Annotated in this window: 10 protein-coding genes; 8 read left to right on the plus strand and 2 right to left on the minus strand. The window is 74.6% G+C overall.

Features of this window, described 5'->3' with window-relative positions; all coding sequences use genetic code 11:
* The first annotated feature begins 2 nt into the window (after window positions 1–2).
* The 4 genes from ABZS37_RS06620 to ABZS37_RS06635 are packed head-to-tail and all read left to right on the plus strand — an operon-like array spanning window position 3 to window position 11,811.
* Window positions 3–5,027, plus strand: a complete 5,025-nt coding sequence (locus ABZS37_RS06620; RefSeq protein WP_355166197.1) for a hypothetical protein — start codon at window positions 3–5, stop codon at window positions 5,025–5,027.
* Between the two features lie 36 nt (window positions 5,028–5,063).
* On the plus strand, window positions 5,064–6,254 hold the full coding sequence (locus tag ABZS37_RS06625; protein WP_355166199.1) for an AAA family ATPase: 1,191 nt from the start codon (window positions 5,064–5,066) through the stop codon (window positions 6,252–6,254).
* On the plus strand, window positions 6,251–9,928 hold the full coding sequence (locus ABZS37_RS06630; protein ID WP_355166201.1) for a DUF5682 family protein: 3,678 nt from the start codon (window positions 6,251–6,253) through the stop codon (window positions 9,926–9,928). Before ABZS37_RS06625 ends, ABZS37_RS06630 begins: the two co-directional genes overlap by 4 nt.
* The gene (locus tag ABZS37_RS06635) at window positions 9,925–11,811 is read left to right on the plus strand and encodes a hypothetical protein (RefSeq protein ID WP_355166203.1); all 1,887 of its coding nucleotides are present in this window, start codon (window positions 9,925–9,927) and stop codon (window positions 11,809–11,811) included. The genes ABZS37_RS06630 and ABZS37_RS06635 overlap by 4 nt, the downstream gene beginning before the upstream one ends.
* A 66-nt stretch (window positions 11,812–11,877) precedes the next feature.
* Here ABZS37_RS06635 and ABZS37_RS06640 read toward each other — a convergent pair whose 3' ends face one another.
* Complete coding sequence (locus ABZS37_RS06640) at window positions 11,878–12,918, minus strand: phosphatase domain-containing protein (RefSeq protein WP_355166208.1); 1,041 nt, start codon at window positions 12,916–12,918, stop codon at window positions 11,878–11,880.
* 116 nt (window positions 12,919–13,034) lie between these two features.
* Here ABZS37_RS06640 and ABZS37_RS06645 point away from each other — a divergent pair, with 116 nt between their 5' ends.
* From ABZS37_RS06645 to ABZS37_RS06660, 4 genes are all read left to right on the plus strand, one after another.
* Window positions 13,035–14,660 carry a hypothetical protein gene (locus ABZS37_RS06645; RefSeq protein ID WP_355166210.1) on the plus strand — a complete coding sequence of 542 codons (1,626 nt, stop codon included), beginning with the start codon at window positions 13,035–13,037 and terminating at the stop codon, window positions 14,658–14,660.
* Between the two features lie 63 nt (window positions 14,661–14,723).
* Complete coding sequence (yaaA, locus tag ABZS37_RS06650) at window positions 14,724–15,521, plus strand: peroxide stress protein YaaA (protein WP_355166212.1); 798 nt, start codon at window positions 14,724–14,726, stop codon at window positions 15,519–15,521.
* 106 nt (window positions 15,522–15,627) lie between these two features.
* On the plus strand, window positions 15,628–16,320 hold the full coding sequence (locus ABZS37_RS06655) for a hypothetical protein (RefSeq protein ID WP_355166214.1): 693 nt from the start codon (window positions 15,628–15,630) through the stop codon (window positions 16,318–16,320).
* Window positions 16,321–16,380: 60 nt separating this feature from the next.
* On the plus strand, window positions 16,381–17,352 hold the full coding sequence (locus tag ABZS37_RS06660) for a TAXI family TRAP transporter solute-binding subunit (RefSeq protein ID WP_355166216.1): 972 nt from the start codon (window positions 16,381–16,383) through the stop codon (window positions 17,350–17,352).
* A 10-nt stretch (window positions 17,353–17,362) separates the two neighbouring features.
* Here the strand turns inward: ABZS37_RS06660 and ABZS37_RS06665 are convergent, their stop codons facing one another.
* Window positions 17,363–18,799: a HAMP domain-containing sensor histidine kinase gene (locus ABZS37_RS06665; RefSeq protein WP_355166218.1), complete on the minus strand. Its 1,437-nt coding sequence runs from the start codon at window positions 18,797–18,799 to the stop codon at window positions 17,363–17,365.
* Window positions 18,800–18,803 lie beyond the last annotated feature (4 nt).

An 18,803-nucleotide genomic window follows, 5' to 3' on the forward strand; every position in this document is an offset into this window, starting at 1 on the left:
GGATGACGACCAGGTCGGACGAGGAATTGGCGGAGAGCCTGCTGGCCGCCGGCGCGGTGCTGCCGACCGGCACCGCCGGCGTCGGCGACCGGGCGGTGCCCCTCACCGCCCGCACCTACCGGCACCCGGCCCTCGACGACCGGCCGGTGGTCCGCCTGGTCGACGCGGCCCTCGGTGAGGGCGAGGACATGGCCGTCGGGTTCCTCGGTCTGACGCCGGGCGCCGAGCCGGCCGTCGTCGGGCTGGGCCAGCGCCGCCCACTGGCCTTCCCGGAGTGGGTGCTGGTGCACCACCCAACGGATGGCCGACACGCATTGGCGGTGGTGCCGGAGCTGCAGAAGCTGGCCAAGCAGGTCCGGTCGCAGCCGAAGGCCGCCCTGGACGGGCACCAGAGCGTCGCGGACCGCCTCGCCCGCACGCTGCCGCACTTCCTGCCGACGTTCTTCGAGCAGGCGGCGCGGGTGTTCCTGGCCGCCGGGCAGGACACCTACGCGACGCAGTTGTTCAACAAGGCGCGCAAGGCGGAGGCGCAGCACGGCCTGCCGGTCGACCTGAACCGGCTGGACGAGGTCTACGTGGAGTTCGCGGCGGCCAAGGTGGTCTCCGCGACCGCGCTGGCCGGCCACGCGAAGGAGCTGTCCGCCCAGTTGCCGGCCGACGAGGCGCTGGAGCGGTTCTGCCGGCTGGCGCTGCGGGCAGCGGCCGCCGGCGTGGTGCCCTCCGCGCAGTCGGCCAACGCGGTGCAGCGGCTGGTCCGGGCCGCCACCAAGGCCGCTGGCGCGGCCGCCGTCGCCGACCGCGAGGCGGCCTACCTGGCCGAGCTGCTGCGGCTGCCGGTGGCCGCCGAGGCGCCGGCCGGCTGGTGGAAGGCGCACCTGCCTGCGGTGACGGCGCTGGCCGGCCGCGACCCGGCGATCCGTGGCAGCCTGCTCGATCTGATGCCCGCCGACCGGAACAACCTGGTGATGTGGCTGGCCTTGTTGGCCGACAGCGGTGCGCTCGCCGGACTCTCCGACGCGGAGGTGCCGGACGCGGCCCGTCCGCAGGACGGCTCCGCCGGCTGGCTGCGCCGCTTCGTGAGTCGCGCCAATCTGGACCGCCACCAGCCAGTGCGGGAGCTGTACCCACTCGTCGAGCGGATGGCCGCCCGGCTGTGCGCCGAGCTGGCCGACAGCGGCGAGGCCCTCGCCGTGACCGGCGACCTGGACCTGCTCGACCTGCTGCTCGCCCTCGATCTGCCGGTGGCACCGCCGAAGGAACGCGACACCCTGGACCTGGCGCGTTGGGTGAATGCGAAGGGGGAGCGGGAGCTGCTCGCCCTGGCCGGCGACGACCGGTTCACCGGGGCTCTGCGCCGAGGCCTCGACCAGGTCGACAACCAGCAGCAGGCCCAGCGCCGGCTGGCCGGGACGTCGGGCGTCCGGCCGTTGCTGGCCGACTGGCTGCGGGCCCGGATCCGCGACCGTTTCACCACCGGGCTGCCCTACCTTCCGAAGGCGGTGAAGTGGCTGGGCAACCTTCCGGTCGAGGCGTTGCGCCTGGTCCTCGACGACCTCGACGGGCCCGCCGCGCAGGCTGCGGGCGGCGAACTCAGGCAGGCCCTCGACGTCGACCTCGCCGGGCACGTCGCCCGCAGCCTGCGCGGCGGCCTCCTCGACGAGCTGGGCTGGCCGGACTGGGAGCAGGCCTGGCAGGAGGTGACCGGCGGCGACAGCCGGGTCGAGGTGACCCAGCAGGACGCCTGGCCGTACGTGATCATGGGCGGGCCGACCACGGTGCGCGTGCTCGGCGCCGAGGGCATCGTGCTCCGCCACGACCTGCGCATCCCGGCCGGCGACATGTGGCGTCAGCCCGGTTACCACTACGTCGACGGCCAACTGCTGGTCTTCTGGCATTCCCAGTCGTTCAACTACGATCTGCGCGGCTACTGGCACTCGTCACCCGACGAGCTGCAGGCCATCACCGGCACTCTTCGCGGCGAGGGGCACCGGAACGAGATCACCCTGCCGCTGGCTGGCGGCGGGCGGACCACCGGCGACGGCGTGCTGCACCCCCGTGACACCGCTGTCCCGATGGAGCTGCCGGTCATCACCGACGGCACCTCCCACTGGGTCTACCGCTCCGACGACGAGAACAGCGACCACGGCTGGCGCGAGTACGACCCGGCCAGCAACGCCCATGGCCGGCGCAGCCTGCCCCGGTTCCTGGCCGAGCTGCCGGTGAGCGGAAGCCGCCTCCAGGAGTCGGCCAGCTGGCTGCGGCCGGCCCTGTCCGAGCGGGTCACCCCGGCCGCCGCTCCGGTGGACGGTCTACTCGGCTGGCGGGTGGTCACCCTGCCGGACGGCACGGTGCGCGGCGAGGACCTGGCTGGCCGTACCGTCACCGTGGCCTCGGGACAGGAACCGATCGCGGCGCTGACGCTGCCCGGCGACGACCGGCCACGGGCCGTCCTCGAGGGTTTCGTCGTGGTCGACCCGGACGGTGTGGTGTCAGCCACCGCCGGAACGTCGTCCGGCCGGCCCTACACCGCCAGGGTGGCCCCGCTGCCGAGGCGGGAGTTCCTCGGCAACATGCTGCACCGGGATCCGGCCGGCTCCGCGGCCCTGCGCCGGGTGGACCAGGACATCGCCGCCACGCTCTTCGCGGCTGCCCTCGACGAACGCCGCACCGCCATGGCCGAAGCGGCCGCACGGGCCGCAGCCCGGGCGGCGACCCGATCCGGGTTGACCGCGGCCACGCAGGCCATCACCGGCCTTCCCATCGCCCTCCCGGGGTCCGTGGTCCGCCCACCGGCCGACGCATCCGCCACCGCCGACAGCACGGACGCGTTGGTCGAACTGGTCCGCTCGACGTTGCCGACAATCAGCCATGACGCGCTGCTGGCCGGGGTGGCCGGCGTGCTGCGGCTGGCCGCCCAGGTGCGCACCGACCTGGAGGCGGTAGGCGAGCGGCTCTCCCAGTCGCTGTCCGCCCCGAAGGCGGTGGCACCGGCGGCCACCGCGATCGGGCCGACCGACGAGCAGCTCAAGCTGGCGCTCAACGGTCTGCACTCGGCCGCCAGGGCCAGCAGCTCGACCCACGCCTTCACCCAGCTCCAGGTGATCGCCGCCCAGCGATCCGCCGCCACCGGGAGCGAAGCCGCCGTACGGCTGCACCTCGACGGGCCGTCGCTGCCGGTTGCTCTGAACTGGTGGGACGTGCTCGGCGCTGTCACCGCCGTCGCCTACCGGGCAGTCGCGGCCGTCACCCCGGACGAACACCGGGAGACGCTACGCGCCCTGCTCATCGAGCTGGACCGGCTCGACGTGAGCGCGGCGGCCGAACCAGCCCGCTGGCGTCGATTCTCGCTGTACCTGCGGGACGACGACCTCACCGGCCTCGACGGCGCACGCCGATACCCCCGGCCGGGCATCCTGCCGTTGCCCGACGGGGCGTTCATCGCCGTGCTCCACCACTCCGGCACCGCCGGCGGTTACCTCCTCGACGCGCTGTACCACGACCCGGCCGGCGTGTTCGCCGTGCCCGAGCCGTACACGGTGCGGTCCTCGGCACCGGTCGGTGACGAACGGCCGGCCGGCTGGCTGACCGGTTTCCTCACCGAGTGGGCCGCGCGCGGCACACTGCCCTGGCGGCCGGAAGCGGCCGAGCAGTTCGCCGAGCTGACCGGCGTCACCCCCACCGCCGGGAAGCTGGTGCTGGCCGGTTTGCTGTACGGGAACTCGATGGACACCGCCACGCCCGAGTTGCTCAAGACACTCGGAATCAAGCAGGCCCGCGAGGTCAACCTGGCCTACGAGTTGCTGTACGAGTCAAGCCCGGCGGCCCGGCTGGCCGCGGTCTCGGCGCTGCTACCGGACGACCCGGCCCGGCTGTGGACCGACGGTGTGGACGTGGCCGCCGCCGCGAGGGTCTGGAACGCCGCCGTGGGACGCCGGTCGGTGGTGCCCGAACAGCTCCTCATCGACGCGATGCGCTCGGTCGGCACCGACTGGGCGCCCACGAAGGCGTTGCCGGCGCTGCTCGACCCCGCCCGCTCGGCCGAGCTGAACACCGACCTGGTTTTCGAGATCAAGGGCGATCGGGCCCAGCCGGTTGACGGCCAGCGAACGGGTTTCACCGGCGAGGTGCTGTGCTCCGCGGTCACCCTGGCCGCCTGGGTCGCCCACCACACGCCGGCCGGCGATCCGTACCGGGCCACACTGCCGGCCGCGCTGGCTCTGATCCGGGGTCGGCTGGCCAACCCGGATCTGCTGCTCGACCTCAACCAGTACGCCTCCCTGCCCGCGTTCCGCCAGGTGGCCGGCACCCCGTCGGCGACCGGCCCGGGCTGGGAACGCTACGGCGCCATCGTCCTGGCCACCGCCGACACCCAGCCCTCGCCCGCGCTACGGCCGGACCTGCTCGACGTCGACGGGACGGACCCGTACCTGCCGGCGCTGCGGGCAGACGCCACCAAGCCGTACCCGATGGAGGTGGCGCTGCGGCTGGTCCGCGACCCACGCTTCGCGGCGCTGCTCGGCGATTCGGGGGAGCCGGGCGGCGGCGCGCGGGCGGCGGACGGGATCTGGTGGCCGCAGGATCCGACCCGTTCGGTGCCCGACCTGGTCGCCGAGGCAGCCGGGGAACACGGCCTGGGCGCTGACGCGGCGGCGGTGTACCTGATGCTGCTGGCCATGCCGGACCCGACCGACCGCGACACGACGAAGTGGACCGGCTGGAAGCCGGCTCGGCTGAAGGCGGCTCGCGCCGAACTGGCCGGCACCGAACTGGTCGTCGAGGCCAGCCGGTCCCGGGCCGGCCGGTCGCTGTTCCTGCCCGGCCCGTGGCTGGAGCGCGGTCGCGGGCAGAAACCGATCGAGGGCTGGAAGACCACCCTGTTCGGCCTCGCACCAGACGGTACGGCCGGGCTCGGCGTGACCGTCCCGTTCGAGCCCGCCGCCGACCTCTACCGGCGGGCCTGGCAACGCCTCCGCGACGGCGACCGGCCCCGATTCGACAACCTGCCCACCCGCGGCACCCGCCGCTGACCCTCGCCCGAACCAGAGAGAGATCGAGGAACATCAGTGACCGTGACGGAACACGTCCGCCCCACCGTTGTGCCGGAGACCGCCGCCCAGGTCCTCTCCGCCGAACAGCGGTACGCCGACGAGTTGGCCTTCCTGGCCGCCTACGACGACGGGGCCCGGCCGCCGGGCTGGGCGTTGACCCCGCGCGCTGTGGTCACCTTCATCCGGGGCAGCGACGGCGAGGCGCTGAAGCTGCCCGCCGACCGGCGCACCGGCCCGGCCGACACCGACCTGCCGGCCAGCATGACCATCCCGGCGAAGTTCGTCGGTGAGCGGAGCCTGGTCGAGCGGTGCGTGGTCACTCTCGCCGGCGAGCGGGGCCTGCTGCTGGTCGGCGAGCCCGGTACCGCCAAGTCCATGCTGTCCGAGCTGCTGGCCGCCGCGGTCTGCGGCACCAGCGCGCTGACCGTGCAGGGCACCGCCGGCACCACCGAGGACGCCTTCCGGTACGGCTGGAACTACGCCCTGCTGCTCGCCCAGGGCCCGACCCCGCAGGCGCTGGTCGACTCGCCGGTGCTGACCGCGATGCGTACCGGCCGGGTCGTCCGGATCGAGGAGATCACCCGCTGCCTGCCCGAGGTGCAGGACGCGCTGGTGTCCCTCCTGTCCGACCGGCGGATGAACGTGCCGGAGCTGAGCGGCTCCGAGGACGGCCTGATCCGCGCGGCACCCGGCTTCACCGTGATCGCCACCGCCAACCTGCGGGACCGGGGCGTGTCGGAGATGTCCTCGGCCCTCAAGCGCCGGTTCAACTTCGAGACCATTCACCCGATCTCTGACGTGGACACCGAAACCGACCTGGTACGCCGGCAGGCCACCGCCGCCGTGCAGCGCGCCGGCGCGGCGTACACCGTGGACGACGCGGTGCTGGACGCCCTGGTCACCGTGTTCCGCGACCTGCGTTCCGGCCGGTCGGGCGAGGGCTGGGACGTGGAACGGCCCGGCACGGTGATGTCCACCGCCGAGGCGGTGCAGGTGGCGGCGTCGCTCGGGTTGGCCGCCGCCTACCTGCCCGGCGGGGACGCGCTCGACCTGGTCCCCGGGCACCTGCTCGGCGTGGTCCGCAAGGACGACCAGAACGACCACGCCCGGCTGCTCGGCTACTGGGACGGCCCGGTCCGCCGCCGCGCCGAGGACGGCTCGGCGATGTGGCGCCGGCTCTGGGATCTGCGGGAGAACCTGCGGTGACGACCGTATCCCGCACGTCGCCCGGTGTGGCTCCGCCGACCGTCGACCCGGTGGCGGCCGGCCCGTCGACGGTCTATTCGACGTCGGCCGACCCACGAGCCGTGGTCGACGCGCTCGCCGGTTGCGTCCGGCCGTACCTGATCGGGGTGCGGCATCACAGCCCGGCTCTGGCGGCGGTGCTCCCGGCGCTGCTGGACGCCGCCGCGGCCGAGGTGGTCTGTGTCGAGCTGCCGGCCGACTTCCAGCGCTGGCTGCCGTACCTTTCCGACCCGGCCGCCCGGGCCCCGCTGGCCCTGGTCGGCAGCCACGGCGAGGACGGACCGACGGGCTTCTACCCGTTCGCCGACTTCTCCCCTGAGCTGGCCGCGATCCGCTGGGCCCAACAGCGTGGCGTCGAGGTGGTCTGCTGCGACCTGCCGCTGACCGACCCCGGCTGGAGCGCCGACACCATCGACCCGGACGCCGGCGAGCCGGTGCGCGGCCCGCGCCGGTCCGACTACGCCGCTGCCCTCAGCGCCAGCGGCACCGGCCGCGACGGCGACGACCTGTGGGACCGGGTGGTCGAGGTGCGCGCGCCGGGCTGCCCACCGGAGGCGGTCCGTCGGGCCGCCCTCGGCGTCGGCTGGGCGATGCGTACCGACAGCGCCAGCGGCGACGGCATACCGGCCCGGGACCTGGCCCGCGAGCGACACATGCGCCAGGTGCTGGCCGAGGCCGGCGCGGACGGCCGGCGGGTCGCCGCCGTCATCGGCGCCTTCCACGCCCCGGCCCTGCTCGCCACCCCGTCGACCGACGCTGGCCCCGCCCCGACGGCCAGCACGGCCGGCGGCGCCACCCAGGCCGGTCCGGTCCGGTCCGTGACGACCCGGCCCGCGCCAGCCACCCAGGGCGACGGCACGGCGATCACCTCGCTGGTGCCGTACGCGTTCGATCTGCTCGACTCCCGCTCCGGCTACCCGGCCGGGATCCGTGACCCGCGCTGGCAGCAGTCCGTCTTCACCGCTGCCGGCGACCCGGAACAGATCTGGGCCGCCGCCGCCCGGGCGGTCACCGACCTGTGCCGGGAACTCCGCTCGGCCGGTCACACCGCCGGTACCGGCGAGGCCGCCGAGACGGTACGGCTGGCCGGCGACCTGGCCCGGCTGCGGAACCTGCCCGCCCCCGGCCGGGGCGAGGTGCTGGAGGCGGTGACCACCGTGCTCGGCCAGGGTGAACTGCTCGGCCGCGGCCGAGCGCTGGCCAAGGCGCTGGAGATTGTGCTGGTCGGCGCCGAGCGCGGCCGGATCGCCCCCGGTACGCCGCGGTCCGGCCTCGGTCCCGCCGTCGAGGCGGAACTCACCGCGCTGCGGCTGCCGAACCCGGACAGCCCGAAGTCCCGCGAGGTCCGGCTGGATTCGCTGCGCACCGAGCTGGACGGGCGGCGAGAGATACTGCTGCAGCGCCTGCAGATCTGCGGCGTCGGCTACGGCGAGCCGATCCCGGTCTCCGGCACCGGCGACGGCGCTGCCCTGACCACCCGTTGGCAACTGGCCTGGACGCCGTCCGTGGCGGCCCGACTGGACCTGGTCGGCGTACGCGGGGTGACCGCGGCGCTGGCCGCGACCGGCACCCTGCGGGACCGGTTCCGCCGGGAGGCCGCCGACGGCGGCCCCACCGCCGCGCAGTTGCTCACCGGGCTGCGCGACGCCGCCCGTTGCGACCTGCCCGAGCTGGTCACCGACCGACTCGAGCTGGCCACCGTGGTGCTGCCCGGCACCGGCACGCTGCCCGAGCTGCTGGACGCCCTGGACCTGCTGGAGGCCCTGCGCCGCGAGCATCTGCCCGGCACCACCGCCGACGGCCGGGCCCGGGCTGCCGAGCTGGCCGTCATGCTGCTGGACGCGGCGGTCCGCGGGCTGCCGGGCCTGGCCGGCAGCGACGCCACCGCCGACGCCACCGCCCTGGTCGACCTCGCGGTCCGCGCCGGCGAGGATCGGATCGGCCTGCGCCTGGACGAGGCCCTCGGCCACCTGACCCGGGCCGGTTCGCCGCTGATCCAGGGCGCCGCCCTGGCCGCCCGGGTGCTGCTCGACCTGACCGACCTGGAGGTCCTGGGCACCCGGGTGGCCGGCTGGATAGACGCGGCGACCGGACCGGACACCCGTCGGCAGCTGCACCGGCTTCTCGGGGGTCTGCTCACTGCGGCGCATCCGCTGCTGCAGTCTGCCCCGGCCGCGCTGGACCCGCTGCTGGAGCGGATCGAGCGGCTCACCGACACCGAGTTCCTGGACCGGCTGCCGGCGCTGCGGGGCGGGTTCGACGTGCTCACCCCGGCGGCCCGGGACCGTCTGCTGCACGCCGTCGCCGACCGGCTCGGCGATCGGCTCGATCTGGCACTGTCCGTCCCGCCCGAGATGCTGGCCCGCTGGACCGCCGCCGACCTTGCCGGTCGGGCCGCCCTGATCGCCCGCCGCATACCGATCCCGGGCACGCCGAGCGGCTCCGCCGACGCCGAGACCGGCCCGGACGCGCCGAGCGACTCCGCCGGCACCGAACCCGGCCCGGACTCGCCGGCCGCCCAGCTCACCCCCACCGACCGGTGGCGGCTGCTGCTCGGCCGCCAACCCGACCGGTTGCCGGCCGGCGCCCGCCGCTATGCCCGCGCCCTGGACGAGCTGTACGGGGCGGGCCAGGGCGAGGGCGCCACCAACGTCGGCCAGGGGGCTGGCGGTGGTGGCCAGGATGCCTCCTTCCCGACCGCACGCGAGTGGGCCGACGAACTCGAGGCGCTCTTCGGCACCTCGGTACGCGAGGAGGTCATCGCCCGGGCTGCCGAGAACGGCCGTACCGACGTGCTCACCGAGCTCGACCCGGCCGCGGTACGCCCCTCGATGGAGCTGCTGACCTCGGTGCTGTCACTGGCCGGCGGACTGCCCGAGGGGCACCTGGCCAAGCTCCGGCCACTGGTCCGGCGGCTGGTCGAGGAACTGACCAAGCAGTTGGCCACCCAGGTGCGTCCGGCGCTGACCGGGCTGACCAACCCGCGTCCGTCCCGCCGTCCCGGCGGCCGGATCAACCTCGCCCGTACGCTGCGGGCGAACCTGCAGCACACCCAGCGGCTCGACGACGGCCGGACGGTCGTGGTGCCGGAACGCCCGGTCTTCAATGCCCGGACCCGCAGGGAGGCCGACTGGCGACTGGTGCTGGTGGTCGACGTGTCCGGCTCGATGGAGGCGTCGGTGGTGTGGTCGGCGTTGACGGCCGCCGTGCTGGGCGGGGTGCCGACCCTGTCCACCCACTTCCTCGCCTTCTCCACCGAGGTGGTCGACCTGACCGAGCGGGTCGACGACCCGCTGTCGCTGCTGCTGGAGGTGCGCGTCGGCGGCGGTACGCACATCGCCGCCGGGCTGGCCCACGCCCGCTCGCTGGTGACCGTGCCGAGCCGCACCATCGTCGCGGTGGTCAGCGACTTCGAGGAGGGCTACCCGCTGGCCGGGCTGCTCGGCGAGGTCCGCACCCTGGCCACTTCCGGTGTGCATCTGCTCGGCTGCGCCGCGCTGAACGACAAAGGCGCGCCCTGCTATTCGGTACCGGTGGCCGAGCAGCTCGTCGCGGCCGGGATGCCGGTCGCCGCTCTCAGCCCGCTCGAACTCGCCCGCTGGGTGGGCGATCGCATCCGCGGAGGATCACGTTGACGGACCGCACACCCATCGACCTGTTGCCGCCGGTGCTGCCGGAGGTCACCGCTGCGGCGGTGGCCGCCCTGCCACCCCGGCTGCACAAGCGGCTGGACGCCGCCGTCGAACGGCTGGCCGGGGTACCGGTCGGCCGGGTCGACGGCGGCGTATCGGTCGACTGCGACGTCGAGGCCCTGGTCACCCTCACGCCCGGGCCGACGGGCGCGGTGACCGAAGGGCACCAGGCGCGGTGCAGCTGCCTGCTGGCACCCCGCTGTCTGCACCGGACCGCAGTCCTGGTCGCCTGCCCGGTCGCCGATCCGGTTACCCGTCCCGACCCGGCGTCCGCCGGGGCGTCGTCCGCTCCGGACGGCAATGGCGCGAAAACCGGGCGGACCGAGAGATCGGCCGCCGGTCGTGCCGGCCAGCACACGGCACCGACGAAGGCGCAACGGGCCGCCGCCGGTGCGCTGTGGCGGGCCGCCGCCGCAGTGCTCGCGGCCGGCGTGCCGGCCGCCGGTGCGGTTCCCCAGGCCGAACTGCTGCGGGCCGCCCACAGTGCCCGGCTGGCCGGCCTGCCGCGAGCCGAGAGCGCCGCGCTGCGCACGGTCCGTGGCCTGCGCGCCCAGCGGGAACGACAGGCCGGCCACCGGCTGGCCGAGCTGGTCGAGGTGCTGCACGACCTGCTGTACGTGGTCGGCCGGCTGGCCGCCGGCGATCCCGACCCGGCGCTGGTCGGCATCCTGCGGCGGGCCTACCAGCCGGACGGAACGCTGGAGGTGTACGGCGTCTGCCGGGAGCCGGTGATCAGCGCGAACGGATACGCCGGGGTGGTCACCCACCTGGTCGCCGCTGACGGGCGCCGGCTCTCCTTCGGCGACGTGAAACCGGGCGGCCCGAAGCGGGCACGGGACTGCGCCCGGGCGGTCACCGAGATGGGCGCTGTAGCGGTCAACCACGCGGTGCTGGCCCGCGGCGGCCTGCGGATCACCGGCACCATGGTTTCCCCGGACGGCCGGCTCGGCGCCGGCAAGGGGGTCCGCGCCAGCCCGCTCACCGAGACCGACTGGGCCACCGGACCGCTGGCGGAACTGTTCGCCCGCCCACTCGCGGAGGTGGTGACCGCCCAACTCGCCGCCGACGACCCGGAGGACCCGATCCGGGCCGGTACCGCGCTGGTCGGCGGTGACCTGATGGTCGTGGGTGCCGTCGGCGACCAGGTGCTGGCCCGGGAGCTGGCCCCCGCCACCGACACCGGACCGGAGCGGGCGCCGGTGCCGGACGGCCCGGTGATCCGGCTGGCGCCGGTCGGCTCCCACCCAATGCTGGCCCACGTGGCCAACCTGCGGCGGCTCGCCTCCCGGCCGGGCCTGCGGATCCGGGTGGTCGGCCGGCTGGACCCGGACCGAGCCAGCACGCTGCGCCCGCTCGCGGTCGGCCCGGTGCCCGGTGCCGCCACGACGCTCCGGCTGCCGGCGGACTGGCACGGCCGGGCGGACCTCGGCTACGACGAGATCCAGGGCGGTCACCTACCGCCGCGTGACCCGGCCGCGATGACCGAACCGGTCCTCGCCGTCGGTGCCGATGCGGTCGCGGAGTCCCCGCTGTGGCGGGTTCGCCGGCTGGTGGAGTTGGCCGTCTCCGGCGGTCGCCGCGCCGTCGTCGAGGCGGCCCGCGGCGAGGGGACCGGTCCGCTGCGCCGCGCCGGCTTCACGACCGCCGCCACGGTGGCCGCCGCGCTCATCGACGAGTCCGACCGGCGCGGGCGGGATGCGTTCGGTCGGCGTACCGATCCCGACCCGGACCGGTACGCCTGGGCCTGGCTCGCCACGGCTGCCCACCTCGCCGCCACCGAGCGAGAGCTGATCCGCTCCTCCTGGGATCAGCTCAGAGCCGGGTGATCCGCACCGCGTCGGCGACGACTTCGGCTCTATGGAGTCACGTCGACACCGGTGGATGTCAGAAGATCAGACCAGGCCGGCTTCGCGGAGCAGCTGCCACAGGCCGGCGCCGTCCGGGGCGGACAACCACTTCTGGCCCACCGGCCCGGACGACGGGCGACCGGCCGGGGCGGGCAGGCTACCGGCCAGCACGGACTGCGTCGGGGAGAGCCGGCGGATCGCCACCCCGGCGACGTTCTCCGGGTGGGCGGCGGCGAACTCCCGGTAGATCTCCTGGTCGTGCTGCCCGTCGTCGCCGACCAGCAGCCACCGCACCTCCGGGAACTCCTTGGCCAGCCGGGCCAGGGTGACGCGCTTGTGCTCCATTCCGCTTCGGAACCAGCGGTCGGCGGTCGGGCCCCAGTCGGTGAGCAGCAGCGGCCCGGCCGGGTAGAGGTGCCGGGACAGGAAGCGGGTCAGGGTGGGGGCCACGTTCCACGCGCCGGTGGAGAGGTAGAAGACCGGCGCGCCGGGGTGCCCGGTGACCAGCCGCTCGTAGAGCACCGCCATACCCGGAACGGCGTTGCGGGCGTGCTCGTCGAGCACGAACGTGTTCCACGCGGCGAGCAGCGGCCGGGGCAGCGCGGTCACCATCACCGTGTCGTCGATGTCGGAGAGGATGCCGAACTTGACGTCCGGGTCGAGGATGCGCACCGGCGCGTCGACCGGCTCGGCGTCCGGGACGCTGAGCCGGACCGTGCCCCACCCGGGTGCCAGGTCGGCCTCGACCAGCGTGTCGACGAAGCCGCTGCGGTCGGCCTGCGTCTCGTGTCGTACCCCGCCGGCCTCGATGGTCACGGTGACGTGTTTGTTGGGCAGCGTGGTGAAGCTGCGCCAGCCGCGGACCTTGTCCAGCCGGCCCCGCTGGCGGGTGTCCGGGCGGCCCAGCAGCACGCGGCACATCACCCGCACCCAGCCCGGCGCGCCATAGCCGGTGTACGCGACGATGTTGACCCGCCAACCGGTGCGCCGCAGCCGGCGCTGGACGAGCTCGTGCACGGCGTCCTCGATCCGCGCAGCCCTGTGCAGATTCGGAACGGCCAGCTGGCCGGCGGGAGTGGGTGGCACCCGCCAACCCTGCCACACGTCGGAAGCCACGGCCACGCGAGCCGGCCCCGGCTGAGCCGATCCACCCCAACCACCCCACCAAACGTGAAACACTCCGTCGGGACGACGACGGGGGCGTGGTCGTGTCACATCCAGAGCAGCACCGTGGGCGATGGCGCCCACGACTCGACCGGCCGGCGCTCGTCGCGCTGCTGTTCGGGCTTGCCGGAGTCGGGTACCGACTGGTCCTGACGCTGTACACGGTGCCGGTGTCGAACAGCGACGAGGCGACGTTCGGCCTCGCCGCGCTGCACATCGGGCAGGGCCGGGAACGCCCGGTCTTCCTCTACGGCCAGCACTACATGGGGATGCTGGAGTCGTACCTGGCCGCTCCCCTGGTGGCGGTGGCCGGGCCGAGCTGGCCGGTGCTGCGGCTGCCGATGCTCGCGTTGTACGCGGTCTTCCTCTATCTGATCCACCGGCTGACCCGCCGGCTCTGCACACCCTGGTTCGCCACCTTCGTCGTGGGCCTGCTCGCGCTCGGCGGCGAGCGGGTGGTGCGCGACCAACTCACCGTCGTCGGTGGCCGACCCGAGGTGAAGCCGGCGGTGCTGCTGATGCTGCTGATCACCGTGGGGCTGGCCGCCGGGACGATCCACCGCCGACGGCTCGCGGTCGCCCTGTTCGGCCTGCTCGTCGGGCTCGCCGCCTGGTCGGACTGGCTGATCCTGCCGTACCTGGCGGTGGCCGGGCTGACCCTCGTGTGGGCGCTGCGGCGAGAGCTGTTCGGCTGGTCCGGCCTGTTGCTGGTGGCGGGGGTCGTCGTCGGGGTGGCGCCGATGCTCTGGGACAACCTGCGGGCCCCGCCCGGTGCGGACTCGCTGTCGGTGTTCCGGGAGATCAGCACCAAGGCCGGGCCAACCCCGCCCTGGTCCGACCGGCTCCGCGGCGGCCTGTTGGAGGGGGTACCGCTGGCGCACGGGCTCTGCCCGGTGGACGGCTGCGGACGCTGGCAACAGTGGTTCGGCGTGTTGTATCCGGTGCTGCTGGTGGCCGGCGCGGTGCTCGCGGTCCTCGCGTACCGCCGGGCCGCGAAAGCACCGCGCGGCGAGCGGATCGGGCCGGTGGTGCAGCTCGCGCTGGTCGTCGGCGCGGCGCTGACCCTGCTGTCGTACGTGCGCAGCCCGCTCGCCGCGACCAACCCACTGGAGAACGCCCGTTACCTGTCGGTGCTGCAACTGTCGCTGCCGGCGGTGCTCTGGCCGCTCTGGGTGGCGGCCGTGGCCTGCTGGCGGGGCACGGTCGGCGTACTCGGCCGGTTCGCCGGGGCGCTGTCCACCTCCGTCCTGGCCGCACTGACCGCGACCACGCTGGTGATCACCGTGCTCTTCGCGGCCACCGGCACCGCCGCGTTGCGGACCGAGGAGCGCCAGGCCCGGGAGTTGGCCGCCGCGCTGCGCGCCAACGGCCCCCACGAGGTGTACGGGGACTACTGGACCTGCAACCGGTTGATCTTCAACACGGACGAGACGGTGGTCTGCGGGGTGCTCGACGGCGACCTGTCCCCCGGGCAGAACCGCTACCGGCCGTACTGGCGGCAGGTCGGGCGGGCCGAGCGACCGGGCTACGTGGTGAAGGTCGACTCGCCGATGGATCGGCGGCTGCGCGCGCTGCTCGCCGACCGGGCCGACGCCGCGCCGGTGCGGGAGGTCGGCGGCTATCGCGTGTACCACCCCGACACCCCGCTGCGGCCCTGGCGGTAGAGGCGGGTCGTACGCTGGCCGGGCCGGCGCGTGGGGCGCCGTCCCGCCCGTCGAGGAGACCCGATGCTCATCCTGCTGCCGCCCTCGGAGGGAAAGGCCGACGCCGGCACCGGACGGCGGTGGACCCCGGACAAGGTCTCGCTGCCGGAGCTGAACCCGGCCCGCGAGCGGGTGCTCGACGCGCTGGTGGCGCTGAGCGCCGGGCCGGACGAGGCGGCGGCGCGGGCCGCGCTCGGGCTCAGCGAGGGCCAGCGGGGCGACCTGCGCCGCAACGCCCGGCTGCGGGAGGCGGCCACCGCGCCCGCCGAGCGGCTCTACACCGGGGTGCTCTACGAGGCGCTGGAGTTGACCTCGTTGCCGGCTGCGGCGCAGCGGGCGGCCCGACGGTCGATCCTGATCAGCTCCGGGCTGTGGGGCGCGGTCCGACTGGCCGACCGGATCCCCCCGTACCGCTGCCCGATCGGCGCTCGCCTGCCGGGCGTCGGGGCGCTGTCGGCGTACTGGCGCAAGGAGCTGGCGCTGGCGTTGGACGCCGCCGCCGGCAGGGGCCCCGTGCTGGACCTGCGCTCCGGCGCGTACGCGGCCACCTGGACGCCGCGCGGGGAGCTGGCCGACCGGACCGTCACCGTGCGGGTGCTGCACGAGCGGGAGGTTGACGGCATGCCGGTCCGCTCGGTGGTCAGCCACTTCAACAAGGCGACCAAGGGGCGTCTGGTCCGTGACCTGCTCGTCGCCGGGGCCCGGCCGCGCACCGCCGCGGAAATGGTCGGCACGCTGCGGGAGTTGAAGCACACCGTCGTGGAGCAGGCCACCGCGCCCGGCCGGGTGCGGCAGGTGGATCTGGTGGTCAGCGACCTGTAGCGGCGGGGCAGCCGCAAGATTTGCTCAAGGCTGGGCGCGACCAGTTCCGTAACGGCGACGCAGGGGCCACGGTAGGGGAACCCAGACTCCGACAAGGGAGCCTCCGTTGGCCCGCGAACCCGCCCTGCTCGACCGGCCCCGCTCCCCGGCATCGCCACCCCCGCTGGACTGGCTGACGCTGGGCGACGCGTTCGAGGCCGCCTGCCTGCTGCGCTGCACACCGCCGCCGACGGCCGCCCGGCCGAGCGTGGCGCTCCCGGCGCGCTCGCCGGGGGTGGAGTTCAACCGGCAGGACGCCGCGCAGCGGATGCGGCAGTTGCTCGCCCGCCTGGACATCCCGGTCACCCACGAGGTGGCCGTCGGCGGCCTGCGCCGCCGCTACGAGTTGCACCGGCTCTGGGTGCCCCAGGAGCACCAGGGCGCGTACACCCGGGTGTTGAACGCGGGCTGGTGGCAGGGGCGGCGCGAGCTGCTCGGCGGGCCGCTGCCCGGCGCCTCTCCAGCGCGCCGGCGGATGGTGACCCGGCTCGCGGCGGCGGCCTGGCGGTCGGCGCTGCTGGCCGCCGGACGGCACGTCCGCCGGCACATCCTCGGCGTACGACTCACCGACCGGGAGCTGGCCGCGGTGCTGATTCGGGGCGCGGCCGTGCTCGACGTGCCGGCCGGGCTCCGCCCGGGCACCGGCTGCTTCCTGGTCAGCGTGGCTGATGGCCCGGACCGGGAGCGGATCCTGAGCAGCGCGGCCCTGGAGCCGGCGCGCGGCGTGGTCGTGACGCCGACACGTCGTCCGGCGTGCTGATCGGTAATCAGGCCGCACACCACCGGAAGGGGCTTGCGCGCACCGGTCCGACGGCGCACAGTGCACCGCGTGAGTCGTACCTCGTCCAGCCGGCCTGGCCGCCACCACGCGGGGACGGCTGCCCTGTTGACGGTGCTGCTGACCACGATCCTGACCGCCGCCGGCTGCCGGGACGCCCCGGTCGAGCCGACGTCGATCCGGATCGCCACCGGCAGCCCCACCGCCGTCTACTACGCGTTCGGGCAGTCCCTGGCGGCCATCCTCAATCGGGAACTGCCCAAGGTGCGGGCCAGCGTGGTGATCACCGCAGCCTCGGCGGAGAACGTCCAGCTGGTCGGCTCCGGCGGGGCCGAGCTGGGCTTCACCCAGGCCGACGTGCTGCCCGCCGCCACGGCGGAAAGCCCCTCGGTCGACGCGATCGCCCGGGTGTACGACGACCAACTGCACCTGGTCACCACGGGCGGCGGTGCGGTTCGCACGGTCGCCGACCTGCGGGGCCGTCGAGTCTCCGTCGGCGCACCCGGATCGGGCACCGAGATCACCGCGACCCGGCTGCTGGAGGTGGCCCAACTCGGCGGTGACGAGGTGCACCGCGAGCGGCTCGGACTGGACGTCTCGGTGGCCGCGCTCCGTTCCGGGCGGATCGACGCGTTCTTCTTCTCCGGCGGGTTGCCGGTGCGGGGCATCGAGGAGCTGGCCGGGCGTAGCGCCACCCGGATCGTGGACCTCAGCGAATGGACCGAGCCGCTGCGCTCCCGCTACGGCCAGGTCTACGTCTCCCGGGACATCCCCCGCTCGGTCTACGGGGTCGACGCGATGACCACGGTGGCCAACCCGAACTATCTGATCGTCCGGGCCAACCTGCCGGAGCCGCTGGTCCGGGAGGTGACCCGGCTGCTGATGGAACGCCGGGCCGAGCTGGCCGCCGCGCATCCCGCGGCGGGGCGGATGAGCCCGCGCTCGGCGATCGTCACCGCGCCGCTGTCGCTGCACCCCGGGGCCGCCGCCTGGTACCGCGCGGCCAAACCCTGACGGCCCGCCTTCACCCTGCCGGGGTGGGCCGCAGGTCGGCGGCCAACTCCTCGTCCACGGGCTCCACTGACAGGTCGGCCTCGGGCGCCGGGAACCACAGGGCGGCGATCAGCCCACCGGACTCCCCCGGGCGCATGGTGAGCCGCCCGTCGGAGGCGTCCACCAGCACCGCGGCGATGGCCAGGCCGAGCCCCGCGCCGTCCACGTTCTGCACGTCCGGCGCCCGCCAGAACCGCTCGGTCGCCTGGCCGAGTTGACTCTCGGTCATGCCCGGGCCGGAGTCGCGCACCTCCAGGGCCACGCCGTTGTCACGGCGGGCCACGGTCACCGTCACCGCCCCACCGGCCCCGCTGAACTTCACCGCGTTGTCGATCAGCGCGTCCAGCGCCTGGTCGACGGCGGTCGGCACAGTCTGGGCGTACGCCGGGGCGTCGGTTGTGGCCAGCCGCAAGGCGATCGAGCGGTGCCGGGCCAGTGGCGCCCACGCGGCCACCCGGGACGCGGCCACCGCCGCGGCGTCCACGGTGATCCGTTCGTTCTCCTCCCGTTCGGCCCGGGCGAGGGTGAGCAGCGCGTCGAGCACCAACGCCAGCCGGTCGGTCTCCTCCAGTGCCAGCCGGTGCTCGGCTCGGCCGTCCGGGTCGCTGAGGCTGGGGCCCAGCTCCTCCACCCGCAGGCGCAGCGCGGTGAGCGGGTTGCGCAGTTGATGGCTGGCGTGCGCGACGAAGGCACGCTGCCGGTCCATCACGTCGGAGACCACGTCGGCCATGTGGTTGAAGCTGGCCGCGAGCCGGCGTAGCTCCGGCGGGCCCAGGCGGTGCTGCACCCGGGCACCCCGGTCGCCCTCGGCGATCTCGTGGGTGACCGCGTCCAGTTCGGTGACCGGGCGCAGCACCCAACCGGCCAGCCCGAAGGCGGTGAGCACGCAGGCCAGCACGGCGAGCAGACCAGCGAGGGCGAGCAGCAGCCACCAGAAGATGACCGCCCGGCGGATCGGGCCGGAAGGGGTCACGATCACCACCGCGCCCAGCACCTCACCACCGTCGTTGATCGGCACCGCCACCACGACCGGGCCCGTCGTCCAGGGCCAGACCGACTCGGGGGCGCTGGTCTGCTGCCCGGACAGCGCGATGTCCAGCACCGCCGTGGTCCCCGGGCCTGGCTGCCAACTCGGCGAGGAGACCGAGGTGCTCCGGTCCCGGTCGACGACTGCCGCGCCGATCGCGTACAGGTTGTCGTAGCTGTTCAGCTCCGACTCGATCGCCCCCGGCCCGCCGTCGCGTAACGCCGGCCCGGCCAACGAGGCGAACCGGGTGGCGTCGGCGAGCCGGTCGGCGCGGATCCGTTCGGTTTCACTGCTGGCCATGGTGGCTGCCAGCGGGGTCTCCAACGCGATGAGGACGAGCACCATCAGCAGCAGATAGCTGATCACCAGTCGACGGCGCACGTCA

This window comes from Micromonospora sp. NPDC005413 (genome assembly GCF_040606435.1).
Lineage (GTDB): Bacteria > Actinomycetota > Actinomycetes > Mycobacteriales > Micromonosporaceae > Micromonospora.

Excerpts from the sequence above, each read along its gene's own strand:
- ABZS37_RS06620 (WP_355166197.1), top strand. The coding sequence starts at position 3 with ATGACGACCAGGTCGGACGAGGAATTGGCGGAGAGCCTGCTGGCCGCC.
- yaaA (WP_355166212.1), top strand. The coding sequence starts at position 14,724 with ATGCTCATCCTGCTGCCGCCCTCGGAGGGAAAGGCCGACGCCGGCACC.